This window comes from Diaminobutyricimonas sp. LJ205, assembly GCF_009755725.1.
Classification (GTDB): Bacteria; Actinomycetota; Actinomycetes; order Actinomycetales; family Microbacteriaceae; genus Ruicaihuangia.
The window spans coordinates 2,037,470-2,053,760 of record NZ_CP046619.1; the positions used below are offsets into that span (position 1 = coordinate 2,037,470).

Genomic DNA, 16,291 nt, shown 5'->3' on the forward strand with positions numbered 1-16,291 from the left:
CGAGCGCCGAGTCGGTGCACCCCTACGATAGTCAGCGTGTCAGCACCCGCCACTGAGCGTCCCCGATGGACGCCCGCCGCCCGTTATCGGCATTCGCTGTGGCTGCTGACCGTGCGCGATCTGCGGGTACGTTACTCGACGTCGTTCCTCGGCTACTTCTGGTCGATCCTCGATCCGCTGGTGATGGCCGGGATCTACTGGTTCGTCTTCACCGAGATCTTCGACCGTGGCGTCGGGTTTGACCCGTATTTGGTGTTCCTGCTGGCCGCGCTGCTCCCCTGGATGTGGTTCAACGGTGCCGTGTCAGATTCCACTCGGGCGTTCTTGAAACAGGCGAAGCTGATCCGGTCCACCGCGATCCCCCGAACCATCTGGGTCGTGCGGCTGGTGTTGTCCAAGGGCATCGAGTTCCTGCTGAGCCTGCCCGTTCTCGCAGTGTTCGCGGTGTGGCTGGGAGCGGAACTGCACTGGCAGATCGTGTACTTCCCTCTCGCCATCCTCATTCAGACTGTGCTCACCGTCGGCGTCGGCCTGATCGTCGCGCCACTGGTGGTGTTCTTCCGCGACTTGGAACGAGCGACGAAACTGGTGCTGCGGTTCCTGTTCTACGCGTCGCCGATCATCTACGGCATCGGCGACCTGCCCGGTCCACTGCAGTTCTGGATGAGCTTCAATCCCCTCGCCGGAATCTTCTCGCTGTACCGGGCGGCGTTCTTCCCCGCTGAGCTGAATTGGCTGGCGGTCGGGATCGGTGCCGCTATGAGCGTGCTCCTGTTGATCGTGGGCGTCCTGGTGTTCCGCCGGGCCGAGCGCAGCGTACTGAAGGAAATCTGATGACCGCCACGACTGGTGTCGGCCCCGTGCAATCGCCGGACACGCCGGCCTCCGTGATTTCGGTGCAGGATCTCGGCATCCGTTTCCGGCGCAATCGACGCGGTCGGCGCACCTTCAAGGATTTGTTCGCGCCGAAGAACCGGCGTTCCCGTCCTGGCGAGTTCTGGGCGTTGCGGAACGTTTCGTTCGAAGTGTCGCCGGGCGAGGCGATCGGCGTCGTCGGCCGGAACGGCCAGGGCAAGTCGACACTGCTGAAACTGGTCGCGCAGGTGATGATCCCCGATGAAGGATCCGTCGGCGTGCACGCGGGGGTCGCGCCGCTGATCGAGATCACCGGCGGCTTCGTCGACGAGCTGACTGTGCGGGACAACGTCTACCTGACCGCCGGGTTGCACGGCATGACCCGGCGCGAGGTCGACGAGCGGTACGAGTCGATCATCGATTTCGCTGGCATCCAGGACTTCGTCGACACCCCGTTCAAGCACCTGTCGAGCGGCATGAAGGTTCGCATCGCCTTCTCGGTGATCTCGCAACTCGAGGAACCGATCCTGCTCGTCGACGAGGTGCTCGCGGTGGGCGACAAGGCGTTCCGGGAGAAGTGCTACAAGCGGATCGAGCAGATGCTCGCGGACGGACGCACGCTGTTCTTCGTGTCGCACAACGAGCGGGACCTCAAGCGGTTCTGCACCCGCGGCCTGTACCTCGACAAGGGTCAGCTGCAGCTGGACGGTCCGATCGAAGACGTGCTGTCGCGCTACAACGCCGAGTACGGGGCGTAATCCCGCCGCTTGGCCCGCCGCTCGTCGGCACTCTCGCTGGTCGAGCCTGCCGAGACCCCTCCTCCCCATCGGAGCAACGGATGCGTCGCTCCCCCGTTCCCCTGACGATGTCGTTGGTGCTTCCTACGGTGCGAGCATGCTGTACCTCGTCGGCGATGGAGCACCCCACGACCCGGCCTACCGCGTGCCGTTCCTGGTGCGGCGGGAGCGGGCGCCCACCTACGAGCTGGTCAACGTCGGCGATGAGCGGCTGCGTGGGATCAGGCTGACCCTGCTGGGCGATGGCCGACTGGTGTGGGGCATCCCGAGCGTTCTCGAGCCGGCCGACGGGCTGCTGTTCCGGATGCACGGCGACGACCTGGCGCGCAGTTCGGTGGTGATCGTCCGCTGGTTACGGCCATCTGGCGACGAATACCTGTGGCGAATCTCGTTGTGACGTCCGGGGCTCTTGACCCTCCGACGCTTCACCACTCAGCGGGGATGTCTATCATGAGACCCCACCCCGGAAGGAGTTGACCATGGCCGAAACAACTCACCCCGCGCAGCATCCGATGGTCGTTCGCGGATTCGACCGGTTGCTCACCGCGCAGCGACCGACCGTGCTCGCCCACATCCGCCGCGTTCGGAGGCAGCACCCGAATGCCAGTCCCGAAGAGATCATTCAGGTGCTCGAGCGGCACTATCTCAACGTTGTGACGGCGAGCGGGGCTGGAGTAGGTGCCGCGGCAATCTTCCCCGGGGTCGGCACGGGCGTCAGCCTGGCCCTCACCGGTGTCGAGACGGCGGCGTTCCTGGAGACCAGTGCGTTGTTCGCTCAGTCGGTAACGGAGATTCACGGCATAGCCGTCACCGACCCCGACCGGGCACGAACCATGGTGATGGCGATGATGCTCGGCCCCTCCGGCGCGGACCTGCTGCGCAACCTCAGCACTCAGGTCACGGGTCGCGGAGGGTCGCTGCCGCTCTTCTGGGGTGACGTCATCGGCCGGAGCATGCCGCAGGCGTTCGTCGGCCAGGTCGCCGACCGTATGAAGACCATCTTCCTGCGCCGCTTCGCCGCACGGACCACGGCGAGCGCTTTCGGACGGATGGTCCCGATGGGGATCGGAGCCGTCATCGGCGGGACCGCCAACAACGTGCTCGGCCGTCGCGTGATCAGCAGCGCCCGCTTGGCGTTCGGCCCGCCACCGGCCCGCTTCCCCGAGGATCTGGGACCGACGAACTACCGGGAGCGTGAACGGGAACGGCGATTCCGGATGCCGCTGCGCAGGCAGCTGCCGAAAGAACCCGCCGACCAAAACCCCGGCCAGCCCACGAGCACCGATGACACGGTCAGCGACGACGACCGGCGCATGAGCGTCTAGCGGTCAGAGCCCAGCGCCGAGCGCCAAGCGCCTAGGACTCGTCCGCGGGCGCCTCATCCTCGTCGTCTTCATCGAACGGGTCAGCCTCGGCCTCGATGCGATCGCCCGCGTGGATCGCTGAATGCCGGTGCCACTCGTCGACGAGCTGACCGACCGCGGCATGGAACCGCGCGGTCGCGACTCCTGGCGACGTGTCACCGAAGTGGCGCTTCGCCCAATGTTGCAGGTTTTCCAGCGAGTCGGTGCTCGTCTGCACCCGGTCGACGATCTCGACGATTCGATCGGTCGAGTCGGTGGTCAGCCACTCGCAGCTGCCGAGGAAGCCGGACTCATCGACATCGGCCTTGGCTGACGCCGGCCGGGTGACGATGATCGGCTTGCCGGTGGCGAGCCGGTCGTAGACCATCGCCGAGATGTCGGTGATGGCGACATCCGCTGCCGCCAGTTGCCAGCCGAGCTCGGAGCCGGCGTCGTAAATGTGGTGCGCGTCGGGGTCGGCAGCGTTGGCCGCCGCGATCGCGGCGATGATCTGCTGGTTCGCGGCCTTGTACTCGGCGTCGACGACACCGCTGCGCGGATGCGGCCGATAGATGACCCGGTGGCGTCCGCTTGCGAGCAGATGCTGCACGAGGGTGACACCGTGCGAGGCGACCGAGCCGTAGGCCGCCGCCGCGCGGTCGCCCTCCCAGGTCGGTGCGTAGAGCACGACGGCCCGATCGTCGGGCTGGTACGGCAGTTCGCCGACGAAGTGGTCGGCCTGCGGGCGTCCGATCGGGATGGCCCGCTTGTCGAGATCGAAGTCCCACAGTTTGCGGCTGAGTCGTTCGAGCGCCGCGTCGCCGGCGACGAAGCTGTAGTCGTAGGCCTTGAACTGGTTGGTGGTCATGTACATCTTGTCGCTCTCACCGTGGTTGATGAACACGTGCCACATGCGGCCGTAGCGGAACATCTGGAAGTTCTTGGTGTTCTGGTTCACGTAGAACACGATCTTCAGGTCCTGCTCGGAGACGAAGCGCTCCAGTTCGACCACCTTGCGCCGGTACACGGTCGGCACCGGAGCCTCGTCCCATAGCGTGAGGGCGGTTCCCGGCGAGCGGGTGATGATCGCCACCGGATGTGTCTTCGCGAGTTCCTTGAGCGGCGCGTACCACTGGCGGATCTGGTACAGGTTGACGCGGCTGTCGGCGAAGTACACCGCGATCTCAACGCTGCCGGGGCGCGGCTGCGCGATCGTCGGTTGCCGGTGTTCAAGCTGCTTGCGGGTCCGCCGGGAGCGAAGGATGTTGCGGAGCAGTCGCCTGGCGGTCTTCAAGTCCTTGATCAGTGGCACAAACGATCCTTCCGCGGTTCCCGGCAAACGCCGCCATCAATTACACCAGCGCGTGGTCAGTGGTTCCTCCCAATCTGCGGGATAGTTGTTGAATCGTGTCCCGGTTTACCTTCGCGTCAGGCAATGCCGCCAAGCTGCTGTCCGTGCCCCTTTACGTCGCCGGTGCCATCGCCACTCGATTCGTCCGCCGCCGCAACGACCTCTGGGTGTTCGGCTCGGGATCGGGGGTCGGCGAGGGATCGCTTGCCTTGCTGCAGACCGTTCGCCGGCAGCAACCGGACCTGCGGATCGCCTGGCTCGCGCGTGATGAGTCTGACCTGGCCCGCGCTCGGGAACTCGGCATCCGCGCGGTCCTGAAAGACAGTTGGCGGGGATTTAGGCTCACCCTGCGCGCCCGCGTGATCGTCGTCACGCATGGATTCGGCGACGCGAACCGGTTCGCGGTGCGCGGCGGATTCATCGTGCAGCTCTGGCACGGCATTCCGCTGAAGCGCATCCAGCTGGACGCGCCGACCACCTTCGCCGCGCCCGGACCGTTGCGCGGGCTGCTGCGCCGCCTGTACCGCCGCACTGCGCAGAACATCGACCTGGTCACCGCCGCGGGTGCGCCGTCGGCGGAGCGGCTGCGCACCGCGTTCGGGGTGCCCGAGGACCGCATCGCGATCACCGGCGACCCCCGTGACGACCTGCTAAGCCGTGGCAGCTCGGGCGAGCGTCGGGCGACGGCGGACACCCTGCTGCACTCGCTGCTTCAGCTGGCGGGCTCCCCGCGGGTCATCATGTTCGCGCCGACCTGGCGAGACGGCAACCCCGATCCCGGGCTGCCCAGCGACACCGAGTGGCAGCGCATCGGCGAATGGCTCGAGAACACCCGATCGGTGCTGGTGGTTCGGCCGCATCCGCACAGCGTCGGCGACTACGAAGGCGGGCCCACCCACTCCCGGCGCATCCTGCTGCTCGATGCGACCGCGTTGCGGGACATCACACCGGTGCTGCCAGCGGTCGACGCGCTCATCACCGACTACTCGTCGATCGCCTTCGACTACGCGCTGACCGGCGGACCGATCTACTTCCTCGCCGCCGACGTTGCCGAATACGGAGCGAATCGCGGGCTGTACGAACCCTACGAGCGGTTCAGCGGCGGCCGTGAAGTGCACACCTGGCCCGCCCTGCTCGAGGTGATCGACCGGGCGGACACCGACCCGACCCTTGGCCGGGCCATCCGAGCCCACAGCGACGACCTGCGGCGGCGGTTCCATGCGTACGCTGACGGCCGGAACTCGCACCGCGTGTACACGCAGATCCTCGAACGCCTGAAAGAGGTGGAATGACGAAGCTCGTCGTCGACACGGTCACGCTCGACACCCATGATTCCCCGGTGGTTCGGCTGGCCGGCACCTTCGCCGGCGCCGCCCCCGATCAAGTCATTCTGATCGGGGCCCGGCAGCGTCTCGCCGCCCCGACCGATGTCGCGGGCGACCGCTGGAGCGCGAGCGTGCCGCTGATCGCGTCCCGCTGGGGTGGGGCGCCGATGCCGGGCGCGGCAGGACGGTACCGACTGCACGGAGACTCGGTGGCGGTGCGCGCAAGCCTGCCGGAGCCGATTCTGCTGCCGGATGTCGCGGAGGTCCAGTTCGCCATCACCGACACCCTCGAGCTCAAGCTCTCCGCTCCGCTGGGTGTGACCGAACGGGGCCCGAAGCAGCAGGCACGGCTTGAAGCCGAATACCACGCCGCCCGTCCCGAACCGATGAACGCGATCTTCTTCGAGAGCTTCTATGGGCAGAACGTGTCCTGCAACCCACGCGCGCTCGACCGGGCGTTCGCCCGGCTCCGGCCAGACCTGCCAAGGTACTGGAGCGTCGCCGACGCCTCGATCGAAGTGCCGGAGGGGGCGATCCAGCTCATCGAGGGCAGCGCCGAATGGTGGCGAGTGCGGGCCGCCGCCCGGCTGCTGATCGTCAACGACTGGCTGCGGAACCGTTACCGCAAGCGTGCGTACCAGACCGTTTTGCAGACCTGGCATGGCACGCCGCTGAAGCGGATCGCGCTCAGCCGCCGCGGGCTGCGCGTGCGGCCGATGCTGGCGACGCTGCGGGAGCGATCACGCTGGTCGGTGATGCTCTCCCAGAACGAACACTCCACCCGCATCTTCCGCCGCGCGTACGCCTTCTTCGGTCCCATCTGGCAGGAGGGCTATCCGCGCGACGACGTGCTGCTCACCGGGAATCCGGCATCCGTTCGCTCCCGCCTGGGCATCGATCCCGGCAAGACGGTGCTGCTGTATGCCCCCACCTGGCGAGATGACCGCCCGGATGAGGTCGACCACCTCGACGCCGCCCGCTTCGCCGCGGAACTCGGCGACGACTACGTTGTGCTGGTCCGCGGCCATGCGCGCACGCTGCAGCCGGGCGCCGACGTGCGTGGGAACAACGTGATCGACGTGACCAGCTACCCGGATGTCTCGGAGCTGTTCGTCGTCGCGGATGTGCTGATCACCGACTACTCGTCGGTGATGTTCGACTACACAGTCACGGGCAAGCCGGTGCTGTTCTTCACCCCGGATCTGGAGCACTACCGCGACGAGTTGCGCGGCTTCTACTTCGACCTGGCGCCCGTGGCGCCGGGCCCGATCGCGCGCACCACTGACGAGTTGCTCGACCTCGTGCGAGGTCGAGACGCAGTGGCAGCCCACTACGCCGAGAAGTACCGGGTCTGGCAGCAGCGGTTCAACCCGGACGATGACGGCCGGGCGGCGGACCGGGTGGTCGCCAAGCTGATCGACCGCGGGGTCTTCGGGGCCTAGCGGGCCTAGATGTCGGTGCGCGAGGTATCGGTGACGTCACGCGCGCCGCGCAGCAGCCCGGCGAGAAAGCCCACACCCCACGACAGGTGCATGGTCGGCAGCACCACCAGATACAGCAGGCTGTCGCGCAGCGTGGGACCGCGCTCGCTGACGAAGGCGACCCAGAGCATCAGCAGCACGTAGGCGATCGGCCCGAGGTACACCAGGCTCGCAATGGCGCCCAGAACTCCGGTGAGCACCCCGGTCAGCTGCAGGATGCCGACGATGACACTGAGCAGCACCGAGACGACCAGCAACGGCGGAACGAAGAAGCGCCACGGGTTGCGTCCGCGATAGCGGCGCACGAGTTCGCCTCGCCAGGCGCCGGTGGCCACGAACTGCCGCACGAGCTTGTTCCAGTTCTCGCGCGGCCAGTAGGTCACCTGCAGGCTCGGGTCGAACCACACGGTGTGACCGGCGTTGCGGATGCGCAGGTTCAGTTCCCAGTCCTCGCCGCGGCGCACCGATTCGTCGTACAGGCCGACCTCGAACAGCACCTCCCGCCGGAACACGCCGAGGTACGCCGACTCCGCGGGACCTTCATCGGCACCGCCATGGTAGCTGCCGCCGCCGAGCCCGATCCGGCTGTTGTACGCCCGGGCGACCGCCGCCTGGAACGGGGTGCGACCCTGCGCGTTCATCAGACCGCCGATGTTGGCGGCACCGGTCTGCTCGAGTTTCTGGATGGCGCGGCGGGTGTAATCCGGTTCCAGCTCGGAGTGGGCGTCAACCCGCACCACGATCGGATACCGGCTGGCGCGGATGGCAAGGTTCAGGCCGGCCGGGATGTCGGTCTGCGGGTTGTGCACGAAGCTGACCCGCGCGTCCTCGGCGGCCAGCCGGTCCACGATCGAGTCGGTGGCGTCGCTCGACGGGCCCAGTGCGAGGATGATCTCCCGCTCGCCGGCGTAGTCCTGCGCGAGCACCGTGCGCACCGCGTTCTCGATGTATTTGGCTTCGTTCAGGACGGGCATGACATAGGAGACGCCGGGAAGCGTTTCTGATGTCATGGGGTCCAATGCGTCGGGGGCGAAAGCTGCGGTGAGCCTATCAGTCAGTAAGAAGGGCACGGGGTGTCCCGTGCCCTTCTTGGCGGTTCACGCGCCGGTTACTGCGGGAGTTCGCCGACCGTGACCTCGGTGGAGTTGGTCTCGCCGTCACGGACCCAGACGATCTCGGCCTTCTCGCCGGCACCGAGCACCCGCACCTGAGCGGTGAGGTCGGTGGGGCTGGTGATCGGCACACCGTTGAAGCTGGTGACCACGTCACCTGCCTGCAGGCCCGCCTTGTCAGCCGCGCCATCCGCGGTGACATCCCGGATCTCAGCGCCGAGCACCGAGCCGTCGGACACCGCCTGAACGGTCGCGCCGAGCAGACCATGGCTGGCCGAGCCGGTTGCGATGATCTCGTCGGCCACCCGCTGGGCCAGGTTCGACGGAATCGAGAATCCGACACCGATGCTGCCGGCCGCCTCCTGGCCACCCGCGCTGGCGATGGCGACGTTGATGCCGATGAGTTCGCCGTTGGCGTTCAGCAGCGCCCCGCCGGAGTTACCGGGGTTGATCGAGGCATCCGTCTGGATGACGCTGAGCGAGATGCTCGACGAGGGTGCGCTCTGCTGCTCCTGCTGGCCGGGAATGTCGAAGTTCCAGAAGTCGAACGGGCTCTCGCCTTCTTCGTCGGGCTGGTCGTCCTGGCTGGGGGTCTCCGGGGCCGCCGACGAGGCGACCGTGATGCTGCGGTTCAGCGCACTCACGATGCCGTCGGTGACGGTGTTCGACAGCCCGAGCGGGGCGCCGATCGCGATGGCGGTGTCGCCGACGTTGAGCTCGTCCGAGTCGGCGAACTTGATCGCCGGCAACTCGGCTGACGGGTCGACCTTGATGACAGCGAGGTCGGAGATCGGGTCGGTGCCGACGACCGTGGCCTCGAGCAGGCGGCCGTCATAGGTCTGCACCTTCACGGTGGGTTCGCCGACGGCGCCGTCAAGAGTGACGACGTGGGTGTTGGTGAGGATGTGGCCCTCATCGTCGATCACGACACCCGATCCAGTGCCGCTGCCCTGACCACCGGTCACCGACAGGGTGACGACGCTGGGCGACGCCTTGGCGGCGACCGCTCCGACGTTGGTGGCGGTGTCAGCGTTGTTGATCGTGATTGTTCCGGGGTCGGAGTTGCCGACCACCCGGGTGTCAGAGGCTCCGCCGGTGGCCGCCAGCGTGACGCCCGCTCCGGAGACGCCGCCGATCAGGGCACCGATCGCGAGGGCGGCCACCACGGGAACGGCCGTGGACTTCTTGCGCGGCGATGCCGCCGGCCCGCCATGCTCGGACGCGGGGCCGCCGGCTGTCGGAGGGGCGCCGTTGCCGGTGGCCGCTGGGCCGAAGCCTGCACCCGGGGGCGTGGCTCCGCCGTGGTGCGGCGTGGCGCCGCTGCCCTGCGGGTGTGCTGCCGCCGAAACACCGGCGGGTGCGGGCGCGTACTGGCCGTAGCGCGGGGCCGGCCGGTCAGCGGTCGGCGGAATGGGCGTCGTCGGCTGCGTCCCTGCGGAGGAGGGCGGGATCGGAGTCGTCGGTTGCGTTCCCCCTGAGGTCGGCGGGATCGGAGTCGTCGGCTGCGTTCCGGTGGGAGCCGCGGTGCTCGGCTGTGCGCTCGGTGCCGGAGTAACCGGCTGCGAATCGAGCGGCTGCGGGGGTTCCGGCGTGGCCGGTGGTTCGGGGGCAGCGGGCGGCTGCGGAGTCTCGGGCTGATCGGGAGCAACGGGCTGGTCGCCGTTATCGGTGGGGTTTGTCATCGGGGTGCTCCTTTCAAGCGCCTTCAGCTTCCTCCGGCTAGCTGAGGGATCCGCTGATCGATCCTGTGAGCCGGCTGGAGGTTCCCTATGCGTCAGGCTGACGCATCCGCCGCGCTGGCCCGTCCAGTTCCGGTAACTTTGGTGGGTGACTGTTTCGGGAGCGTGGCGCCGTGCCGCCCGTGGCGCCATGCTGCTCGGCGCCGACGGGGAGACCCGTCCTACTATCTTCGCGGAAATGTCCGCACTCGCCGCACAGACCGGCGCGATCAACCTCGGTCAGGGGTTTCCCGACGAGGACGGACCCACCGAAGTCCTCGAGGCGGCGCGCCAGGCGATCAGCGATGGCCTGAACCAGTACGCCCCGGGCACCGGGCTGCCGGTGCTGCGGCAGGCGATCGCCAACCACCAGCAGCGCTTCTACGGGCTGACCGTCGACCCTGAACGGGAAGTTCTCGTCACGGCTGGCGCCACCGAGGCGCTCGCGGCAACGCTGCTGGCGCTGCTCGAGCCGGGCGACGAGGTGGTCACCCTCGAGCCGTTCTACGACTCGTATGCGGCGACGATCGCCCTCGCCGGAGCCCGACACCGCACGGTCGCGCTGCGGGCACCGGACTTCCAGCCCGATCTGGACGAGTTGCGCACCGCGATCACCGACGACACCCGGATCGTGCTAATCAACAACCCGCACAACCCGACCGGCAGCGTGCTGCCTCGCGAAACGCTCGAGCTGATCGTCGAACTGGCCGACCGGCATGACGCGATCATCGTCACCGATGAGGTCTACGAGCACCTCACCTTCGGTGTGACGCACACGCCAGTGGCGACCCTCCCCGGCGCCGCCTCGCGCACGGTGACCATCTCCAGCGCGGGCAAGACCTTCAGCACCACCGGCTGGAAGATCGGTTGGCTGACGGCGCCGGCGGAGCTCGTCGAAGCGATCCTCGCCGTCAAGCAGTTCCTCACCTTCACCAACGGCACCCCGTTCCAGGCGGCGATTGCCGTCGGTCTCGCACTGCCCGACAGCTACTTCGACGACCTCGCCCTCACGCTGCGGGCAAAGCGCGACATCCTCTCGGCCGGGCTCGCTGATGCGGGCTTCGAGGTGTCCAACCCTCAGGGCTCGTACTTCGTGGTGGCGGATGCCGCCGGCCTGGGCTTCCCGGATGCCGCTGACTTCTGCCGCCGGCTGCCCGAGCTGGCCGGGGTCGTCGGCGTGCCGATCAGTGCTTTCGTCGCGGACGAGCACAAGAGCGACTACGCGTCACTCGTACGCTTCGCCTTCTGCAAGCAGGTGCCGGTGCTGGAGCGAGCCGCCGAGCGTCTCGCAGCGCTGAAGCCCGCCGGGCGGTGAGGAACGTTGATTTCGAGCGTCAGCACCCTACGCGGCCTCATGGATGACGAAAGCTCGGGCATTCCAAACGTCGACCCTCCGTTCTTGCTATGTCACTCCGAAGTGACATAGCAAATACGCACTACTGCCCTCCGAAATGCGGGTGCGCGGTAGTCCGCTTCTGCGCCCGGCTCACTCCGCCGGGACGACCGCGAACCGGCGCAGGCTCAGCGCAGGATTCACTTCGCGCACCCGATCGATCCGTTCACTGCTGACTCGGGCGACCACGACATCCGCTTCCTCGCCGATCGTGACGAGCTCGACCCCCATCGGGTCGACGATCATGCTGTTGCCCACGCCGATCGGCGGGGTGTGGTCCGCAGCGGCGACGTAGATGGTGTTCTCGATTGCCCGCGCGGTGACCAGGGTGCGCCAGTGCTGCTCCTTGAGCGGCCCGCGCACCCACTCGGCTGGCACCAGCACGAGCTCGGCACCCGCGTCAACGAGCCGACGGGTGACCTCGGGAAAACGAAGGTCGTAACAGGTCTGCACGCCGACGGTCATCCCGCCGACCACGAACAGCTCCGGTTCGGTGATCTCAGCAGCCACCGCGAAGTCGCTCTCACGCTGCCCGAACGCGTCGTACAGGTGCAGCTTGCGTGAGGTGGCAACCAAATCACCCGCGGCATTCAGGACCACGATCGTGTTCGAGAACCGGGTGCCGTCGGTGCGCTCGACAATGCCGGCAGCGATATGCACCGCATACTCGGCGGCGAGCGCGGCGAGACCCTGCACGAACGGTCCGTCGAGCGACTCCGCCTGATCGATCCACGACTGGTCCATGGTGGGGCTGAAGTAGGACGAGTACTCGGGGAACACCACAAGCTCGGCACCGCTCGCTTTAGCGGCCGAGACATAACCGGCCATCTGCTCGAGGTTCGCGCCGCTGTCCGTAGTCGGCCCGAATTGCACGACGGCGACGCCAAGCGAACTCAGATCGGTGACCATGTCGGTAGCCTACCGATCGTGACTTCCTCGCTGATCGTGCTCGGATCCGCCAACCGTGACCTCACCGCGCTGGTGCCGCGGCATCCGGAACCGGGTGAGACCGTACTCGGCGGCCATCTCGCCACCGGAACCGGCGGCAAGGGGGCGAACCAGGCCCTCGCAGCCGCACGCGCCGGTGCCATGCCGCTGTTCATCACAGCAATCGGAACGGATACCGCAGGCGACGAAGTGCTCGCCGACCTCGCGGCCGGTGGCGTCGACGTGTCGGCGGTCACCCGGGTCGAAGGCGAGACGACCGGGGTCGCGCTGATCACCGTGTCCGAGCAGGGCGAGAACACGATCGTCGTGGTGCCGGGCGCGAACTCCCTGATCGACGCGGCACAGGCTGCACAGCGGATTGCCGTCGCTGCCACCTCGGACACCGTTCTGCTCGCGCAACTGGAGATTCCACTGGAGGTGGTGAAGGTCGGGGCGAAGGCGGTCGCTGCCGCCGACGGCCGGTTCGTGCTGAACCTCTCCCCCAGTCGCGAGATACCGGCAGGCTTGCTGGCGCTCGCCGATCCGCTTGTGGTCAACGAGAGTGAAGCGTCCCTGCTCGCAGGCGTACCGGTGGATTCAGCGGATCAGGCGCTCTCCGCTGCGACCGTGCTTGCGCAAACCTGCCGCTCGGTCGTCGTCACGCTCGGCGGCGACGGGGTGGTGCTGGCCGATGACTTCGGCGTGCGGCATTTCCCGGCCGAACGTGTGCCGGTCGTCGACACCACCGGCGCGGGCGACGCGTTCGTCGGCGCGCTGGTCGCGGTGCTGGCGGATGGCGGAGGGCTGGAGCCTGCCGTGCACGCAGGAGTCGCGGCCGGCGCCGCAGCGGTGCAGTACGTGGGCGCCCAACCACCGCGGGCCTAGGGTTTCGGCACACTCCCATTCGTCGCGGCGCCCTGCACCGCTTCGGCCAGCTCGGCCAGCCGGTTGGCCCGGGCAGACTCGGCCACCGTGAACGGCTCACCGGGACGTCCGAACACCATCGGTTCTCCCAGCGCCGTGGGGATCTTCAGCAGAGTGCGGTCGTCCGCATGCGCGGATTGCGCAGCCTCGCCGCGGACGACCCCCGCCCCGAGAAGGTCGGCGACCGCAAGTCGAAGCTCGCCGGGATCCGCCGCGACCCGGGCGGCGATGCTGAGTGCCCTGGTTTGCCCGTCCGCCAGCGCCAGCGCGGTGCTCGAGAACACCCCGACCTCCTTGCCACCCCCACGCTCGAGGATCTCGGTCAACCGGGCCTCGCCGATCGCCTCGGGACTCTCCAACACGAACTCGTTCAGCACCCCCTGCGCGACCAGGTGGGAATGGATGCTGAGGATGTTGACGTTCTCGCGGGACAGCGCTCGGGTCAGCCGTTGCAGCGCCCCCGGTTCATCGACAATCGTGGTGCGTGCCCGCCAGATCGCCGCCGATCCCTCGATCCGGCGCCGCCGATTCAAGGCGGGAGCATGCAGGAAAGACCGCAGCAGCCGTGCCGCCGAGGGCTCGGCGATCCAGATGACCAGCACGGTCGCCGTGATGGCGAGCACCGCCACCTTCGCCAAGTACGGCAACGGGGTGTTCACCACCAGTGCGTGCACGAGCAATTCGATCGGCAGGATCGTCGCCACGTTGGCGAGGGTCAGCCGGGTCTTGGCCGGTTCAGGCAGGCGCCCGCAGACGTCGCACAGCAGGTCGTCGGTCGGGGTCGTACGTGTGTTCTTGGCCATGCTCCAGCATGCGTTGGCACCTGTTTCAGGCGGATTGCGGGCGCGTCACGATCTCGCGACCGCGCTCCACGCGGGACAGCTGTGATGGCCACCAGATCTTCGGGCCGATGTCGTACGCCAGAGCAGGCACCAGCAGCGAGCGCACGATGATGGTGTCCAGCAGCACACCGAAGGCCACGATGAAGGCCAACTGGGCCAGGAACAGCACCGGGATGATCGCGAGTGCGGCGAACGTGGTCGCCAGCACGAGGCCGGCCGACGTGATCACGCCGCCGGTGATCGAGAGTCCGCGCAGGATGCCGCTGCGGGTGCCGTGCTTCAGCGATTCCTCGCGCACCCTGGTCATCAGGAAGATGTTGTAGTCGATTCCGAGCGCCACCAGGAACACGAAACCGAAGAGCGGCACCGCCGGATCCGCGCCAGGGAAGCCGAGCACGGTGTTGAAGACCAGCGCCGAGACACCCATCGCGGCGCCGAAGGAGAGCACCACGGTCGCGATCAGGAGCACCGGGGCGAGAATCGATCGGAGCAGCAGCATCAGGATGATGAGGATGACGCCGAGGATCACCGGGATGATCAGGTTGCGGTCGTGGATCGACGCATCGTTCGAGTCGATCGCGGTGGCGGTGACCCCTCCGATGATCGCGGTGTCGCCCAACTCGGTGCGCAGGTCTCGGACCGTGCCCTCGGCGTCGGCTGAGTCCGCGGCATCCGCCAGCGTCGCCTGCAGCATGACCTGCCCGTCGACGACCGTTGGCGCCGGCGGCGGCGTGCCCGGAGGACCAAGCGGTTGCACGCCGTCGGCGGTGACCGGGGCGCTGCCGCTCGGCGAATCCCCGGAGACCACCGATACCGCGTCGACCCCTTCGGCATCCAGCAGCGTGTCCGCTGTGGCGTCGAGATCGGAATCCGGGACGACGACATAGGCGGGACTGCCCGATCCCCCTGGGAAGTGCTCGCCGAGCGCCGCCTGGCCGTCGCGGGCCTCGGAGGTGCCGAGCACCAGGTCGCTCGCCGGAACGCCGTTGGCTTTCAGTTGCAGGGCGCCGACCGCCGCGAACAACAGAATCACGGTGGTGACGATCCAGATCAGGCGTGGCCGAGCCGAAATGAGCCGGGCCGTGCGCGCCCAGATTCCGGTGGTGGGCAGTTCGTAGGCTTCACCCTGATGGGCCGGCTCGTAGCGCGGACGCCTGGGCCAGTAAGCGGTACGCCCGGCCCAGAGCAGCAGCGACGGCAGCAGCGTGAGCGCGGCGAGCATGGCGAACAGGATGCCGATCGCGGCGATCGGGCCGAGGGCCTTGTTCGAGTTCAGGTCGCTGAGCAGCAGGCAGAGCAGCCCGGCAATCACGGTTCCGCCCGAAGCGAGGATGGGCTCGAACGAACCCCGTAATGCGGCCCAGGTGGAAGCCCATCGGGTCTGATGGGTCCGGAGGGCCTCTCGATAGCGCGCGACGTACAGCAGCGAGTAGTCGGTCGCCGCGCCGATGACCAGGATGAACAGGATGCCCTGGGTCTGCCCACTGAGCAACAGGATGCCTGCGTACGCCAACCACCAGACGCTCAGCAGCGCCGCGCACAGGGCGAACAGGCTGGTGCCGAGCACGATCAGCGGCAGCAGTGGTGACCGGTAGACGATCACCAGAATGATGAACACCGCGCCCAGTGCGACGAGCAGCAGCAGGCCGTCGATGCCGGCGAACGCTGCGACAAGGTCGGTCGTGAATCCGGCGGGACCGGTGACGTAGACGGTGAGACCGTCCGGGAGCTCTTCATGGGTGAGTGCGCGCAATTCGCCGACTCCTTCGGCGATCTCTCCGTCGGTTGAAATCGGCACGAACACCTGCGCGGCCCGGCCGTCATCCGACACGATCACCGGAGACACCTCGCCGCTGACGCCATCCAGGGCGGAGAAGTCCGCGGCGACCGCTTCGATCTCGCCCCGAGTCGACGCGTCGATTTCGTCTTCAGCCGTGTAGACGACGATGGCCGGGAGCGCGTCCCCGCCGCTAAACTCCGGCAGCAGCGCCTGTACCTGGGTCGCGTCGGCGCTGGCGGGTAAATAGGTCGTCTGGTCGTTCGAGGAGACCTCGTCGACCTTGCCGAAGTACGGCCCGCCGATCGCCGCCGCGGCGAACCAGACGAGGATCAGCACGGCGGGGATCAGTCCGCGCAGCCAGACCGGCACTCGGGGTCGCCTGGTCACCGATGAACGCATTCCGGGCCTCATACTTCTTTCGGTCTCCCTTTAGTCTGCTTGCT

General features: G+C 67.6%; 14 protein-coding genes. 8 read left to right on the forward strand and 6 right to left on the reverse strand.

Annotation, left to right across the window (positions count from 1 at the left end; translation table 11 throughout):
• Positions 1–27: 27 nt before the first annotated feature.
• The 4 genes from GO591_RS09860 (at position 28) to GO591_RS09875 (ending at position 2,977) form a co-directional block, all read left to right on the forward strand.
• Positions 28–834 carry an ABC transporter permease gene (locus tag GO591_RS09860; RefSeq protein WP_370455352.1) on the forward strand — a complete coding sequence of 269 codons (807 nt, stop codon included), beginning with the start codon at positions 28–30 and terminating at the stop codon, positions 832–834.
• Positions 834–1,613, forward strand: a complete 780-nt coding sequence (locus tag GO591_RS09865; protein WP_157156658.1) for an ABC transporter ATP-binding protein — start codon at positions 834–836, stop codon at positions 1,611–1,613. Before GO591_RS09860 ends, GO591_RS09865 begins: the two co-directional genes overlap by 1 nt.
• Before the next feature lie 136 nt (positions 1,614–1,749).
• Positions 1,750–2,049: a hypothetical protein gene (locus GO591_RS09870; protein ID WP_157156659.1), complete on the forward strand. Its 300-nt coding sequence runs from the start codon at positions 1,750–1,752 to the stop codon at positions 2,047–2,049.
• Between the two features lie 82 nt (positions 2,050–2,131).
• A complete protein-coding gene (locus GO591_RS09875; protein WP_157156660.1) occupies positions 2,132–2,977 on the forward strand; it encodes a hypothetical protein in 846 nt (281 codons plus the stop codon).
• A gap of 31 nt (positions 2,978–3,008) precedes the next feature.
• On the opposite strand, the gene GO591_RS09880 is transcribed toward GO591_RS09875, so the two are convergent.
• Positions 3,009–4,307, reverse strand: coding sequence for a CDP-glycerol glycerophosphotransferase family protein (locus GO591_RS09880; protein WP_157156661.1), 1,299 nt, complete (start codon positions 4,305–4,307; stop codon positions 3,009–3,011).
• Positions 4,308–4,402: 95 nt separating this feature from the next.
• On the opposite strand from GO591_RS09880, the gene GO591_RS09885 reads away from it, so the two are divergent.
• Together GO591_RS09885 and GO591_RS09890 are read left to right on the forward strand one after the other, a co-directional pair.
• The gene (locus tag GO591_RS09885; RefSeq protein ID WP_157156662.1) at positions 4,403–5,638 is read left to right on the forward strand and encodes a CDP-glycerol glycerophosphotransferase family protein; all 1,236 of its coding nucleotides are present in this window, start codon (positions 4,403–4,405) and stop codon (positions 5,636–5,638) included.
• Positions 5,635–7,113, forward strand: a complete 1,479-nt coding sequence (locus tag GO591_RS09890) for a CDP-glycerol glycerophosphotransferase family protein (protein WP_157156663.1) — start codon at positions 5,635–5,637, stop codon at positions 7,111–7,113. The genes GO591_RS09885 and GO591_RS09890 overlap by 4 nt, the downstream gene beginning before the upstream one ends.
• A 5-nt stretch (positions 7,114–7,118) precedes the next feature.
• On the opposite strand, the gene GO591_RS09895 is transcribed toward GO591_RS09890, so the two are convergent.
• Positions 7,119–8,162 carry a glycosyltransferase family 2 protein gene (locus GO591_RS09895; protein WP_157156664.1) on the reverse strand — a complete coding sequence of 348 codons (1,044 nt, stop codon included), beginning with the start codon at positions 8,160–8,162 and terminating at the stop codon, positions 7,119–7,121.
• A 98-nt stretch (positions 8,163–8,260) separates the two neighbouring features.
• Positions 8,261–9,946, reverse strand: a complete 1,686-nt coding sequence (locus GO591_RS09900) for a trypsin-like peptidase domain-containing protein (protein WP_157156665.1) — start codon at positions 9,944–9,946, stop codon at positions 8,261–8,263.
• 145 nt (positions 9,947–10,091) lie between these two features.
• Between GO591_RS09900 and GO591_RS09905 the strand changes: the two genes are divergently transcribed.
• Positions 10,092–11,297, forward strand: coding sequence for an aminotransferase class I/II-fold pyridoxal phosphate-dependent enzyme (locus GO591_RS09905; protein ID WP_157156666.1), 1,206 nt, complete (start codon positions 10,092–10,094; stop codon positions 11,295–11,297).
• A gap of 171 nt (positions 11,298–11,468) precedes the next feature.
• Here GO591_RS09905 and GO591_RS09910 read toward each other — a convergent pair whose 3' ends face one another.
• The gene (locus tag GO591_RS09910) at positions 11,469–12,284 is read right to left on the reverse strand and encodes a carbon-nitrogen hydrolase family protein (protein ID WP_157156667.1); all 816 of its coding nucleotides are present in this window, start codon (positions 12,282–12,284) and stop codon (positions 11,469–11,471) included.
• An 18-nt stretch (positions 12,285–12,302) separates the two neighbouring features.
• Here GO591_RS09910 and GO591_RS09915 point away from each other — a divergent pair, with 18 nt between their 5' ends.
• Positions 12,303–13,187, forward strand: coding sequence for a ribokinase (locus GO591_RS09915; RefSeq protein ID WP_198295453.1), 885 nt, complete (start codon positions 12,303–12,305; stop codon positions 13,185–13,187).
• On the opposite strand, the gene GO591_RS09920 is transcribed toward GO591_RS09915, so the two are convergent.
• Together GO591_RS09920 and GO591_RS09925 are read right to left on the reverse strand one after the other, a co-directional pair.
• A complete protein-coding gene (locus GO591_RS09920) occupies positions 13,184–14,029 on the reverse strand; it encodes an ACT domain-containing protein (RefSeq protein WP_157156668.1) in 846 nt (281 codons plus the stop codon). The genes GO591_RS09915 and GO591_RS09920 overlap by 4 nt on opposite strands.
• 25 nt (positions 14,030–14,054) lie before the next feature.
• Positions 14,055–16,247, reverse strand: coding sequence for an MMPL family transporter (locus GO591_RS09925; protein WP_157156669.1), 2,193 nt, complete (start codon positions 16,245–16,247; stop codon positions 14,055–14,057).
• Positions 16,248–16,291: the final 44 nt, after the last annotated feature.

Bases quoted from the DNA above. Each gene is read 5' to 3' on its own strand.
- GO591_RS09865 (WP_157156658.1), top strand. From the start codon at position 834: ATGACCGCCACGACTGGTGTCGGCCCCGTGCAATCGCCGGACACGCCG.
- GO591_RS09870 (WP_157156659.1), top strand. From the start codon at position 1,750: ATGCTGTACCTCGTCGGCGATGGAGCACCCCACGACCCGGCCTACCGC.
- GO591_RS09875 (WP_157156660.1), top strand. From the start codon at position 2,132: ATGGCCGAAACAACTCACCCCGCGCAGCATCCGATGGTCGTTCGCGGA.
- GO591_RS09890 (WP_157156663.1), top strand. From the start codon at position 5,635: ATGACGAAGCTCGTCGTCGACACGGTCACGCTCGACACCCATGATTCC.
- GO591_RS09895 (WP_157156664.1), bottom strand. From the start codon at position 8,162: ATGACATCAGAAACGCTTCCCGGCGTCTCCTATGTCATGCCCGTCCTG.
- GO591_RS09900 (WP_157156665.1), bottom strand. From the start codon at position 9,946: ATGACAAACCCCACCGATAACGGCGACCAGCCCGTTGCTCCCGATCAG.
- GO591_RS09910 (WP_157156667.1), bottom strand. From the start codon at position 12,284: ATGGTCACCGATCTGAGTTCGCTTGGCGTCGCCGTCGTGCAATTCGGG.
- GO591_RS09920 (WP_157156668.1), bottom strand. From the start codon at position 14,029: ATGGCCAAGAACACACGTACGACCCCGACCGACGACCTGCTGTGCGAC.
- GO591_RS09925 (WP_157156669.1), bottom strand. From the start codon at position 16,247: ATGCGTTCATCGGTGACCAGGCGACCCCGAGTGCCGGTCTGGCTGCGC.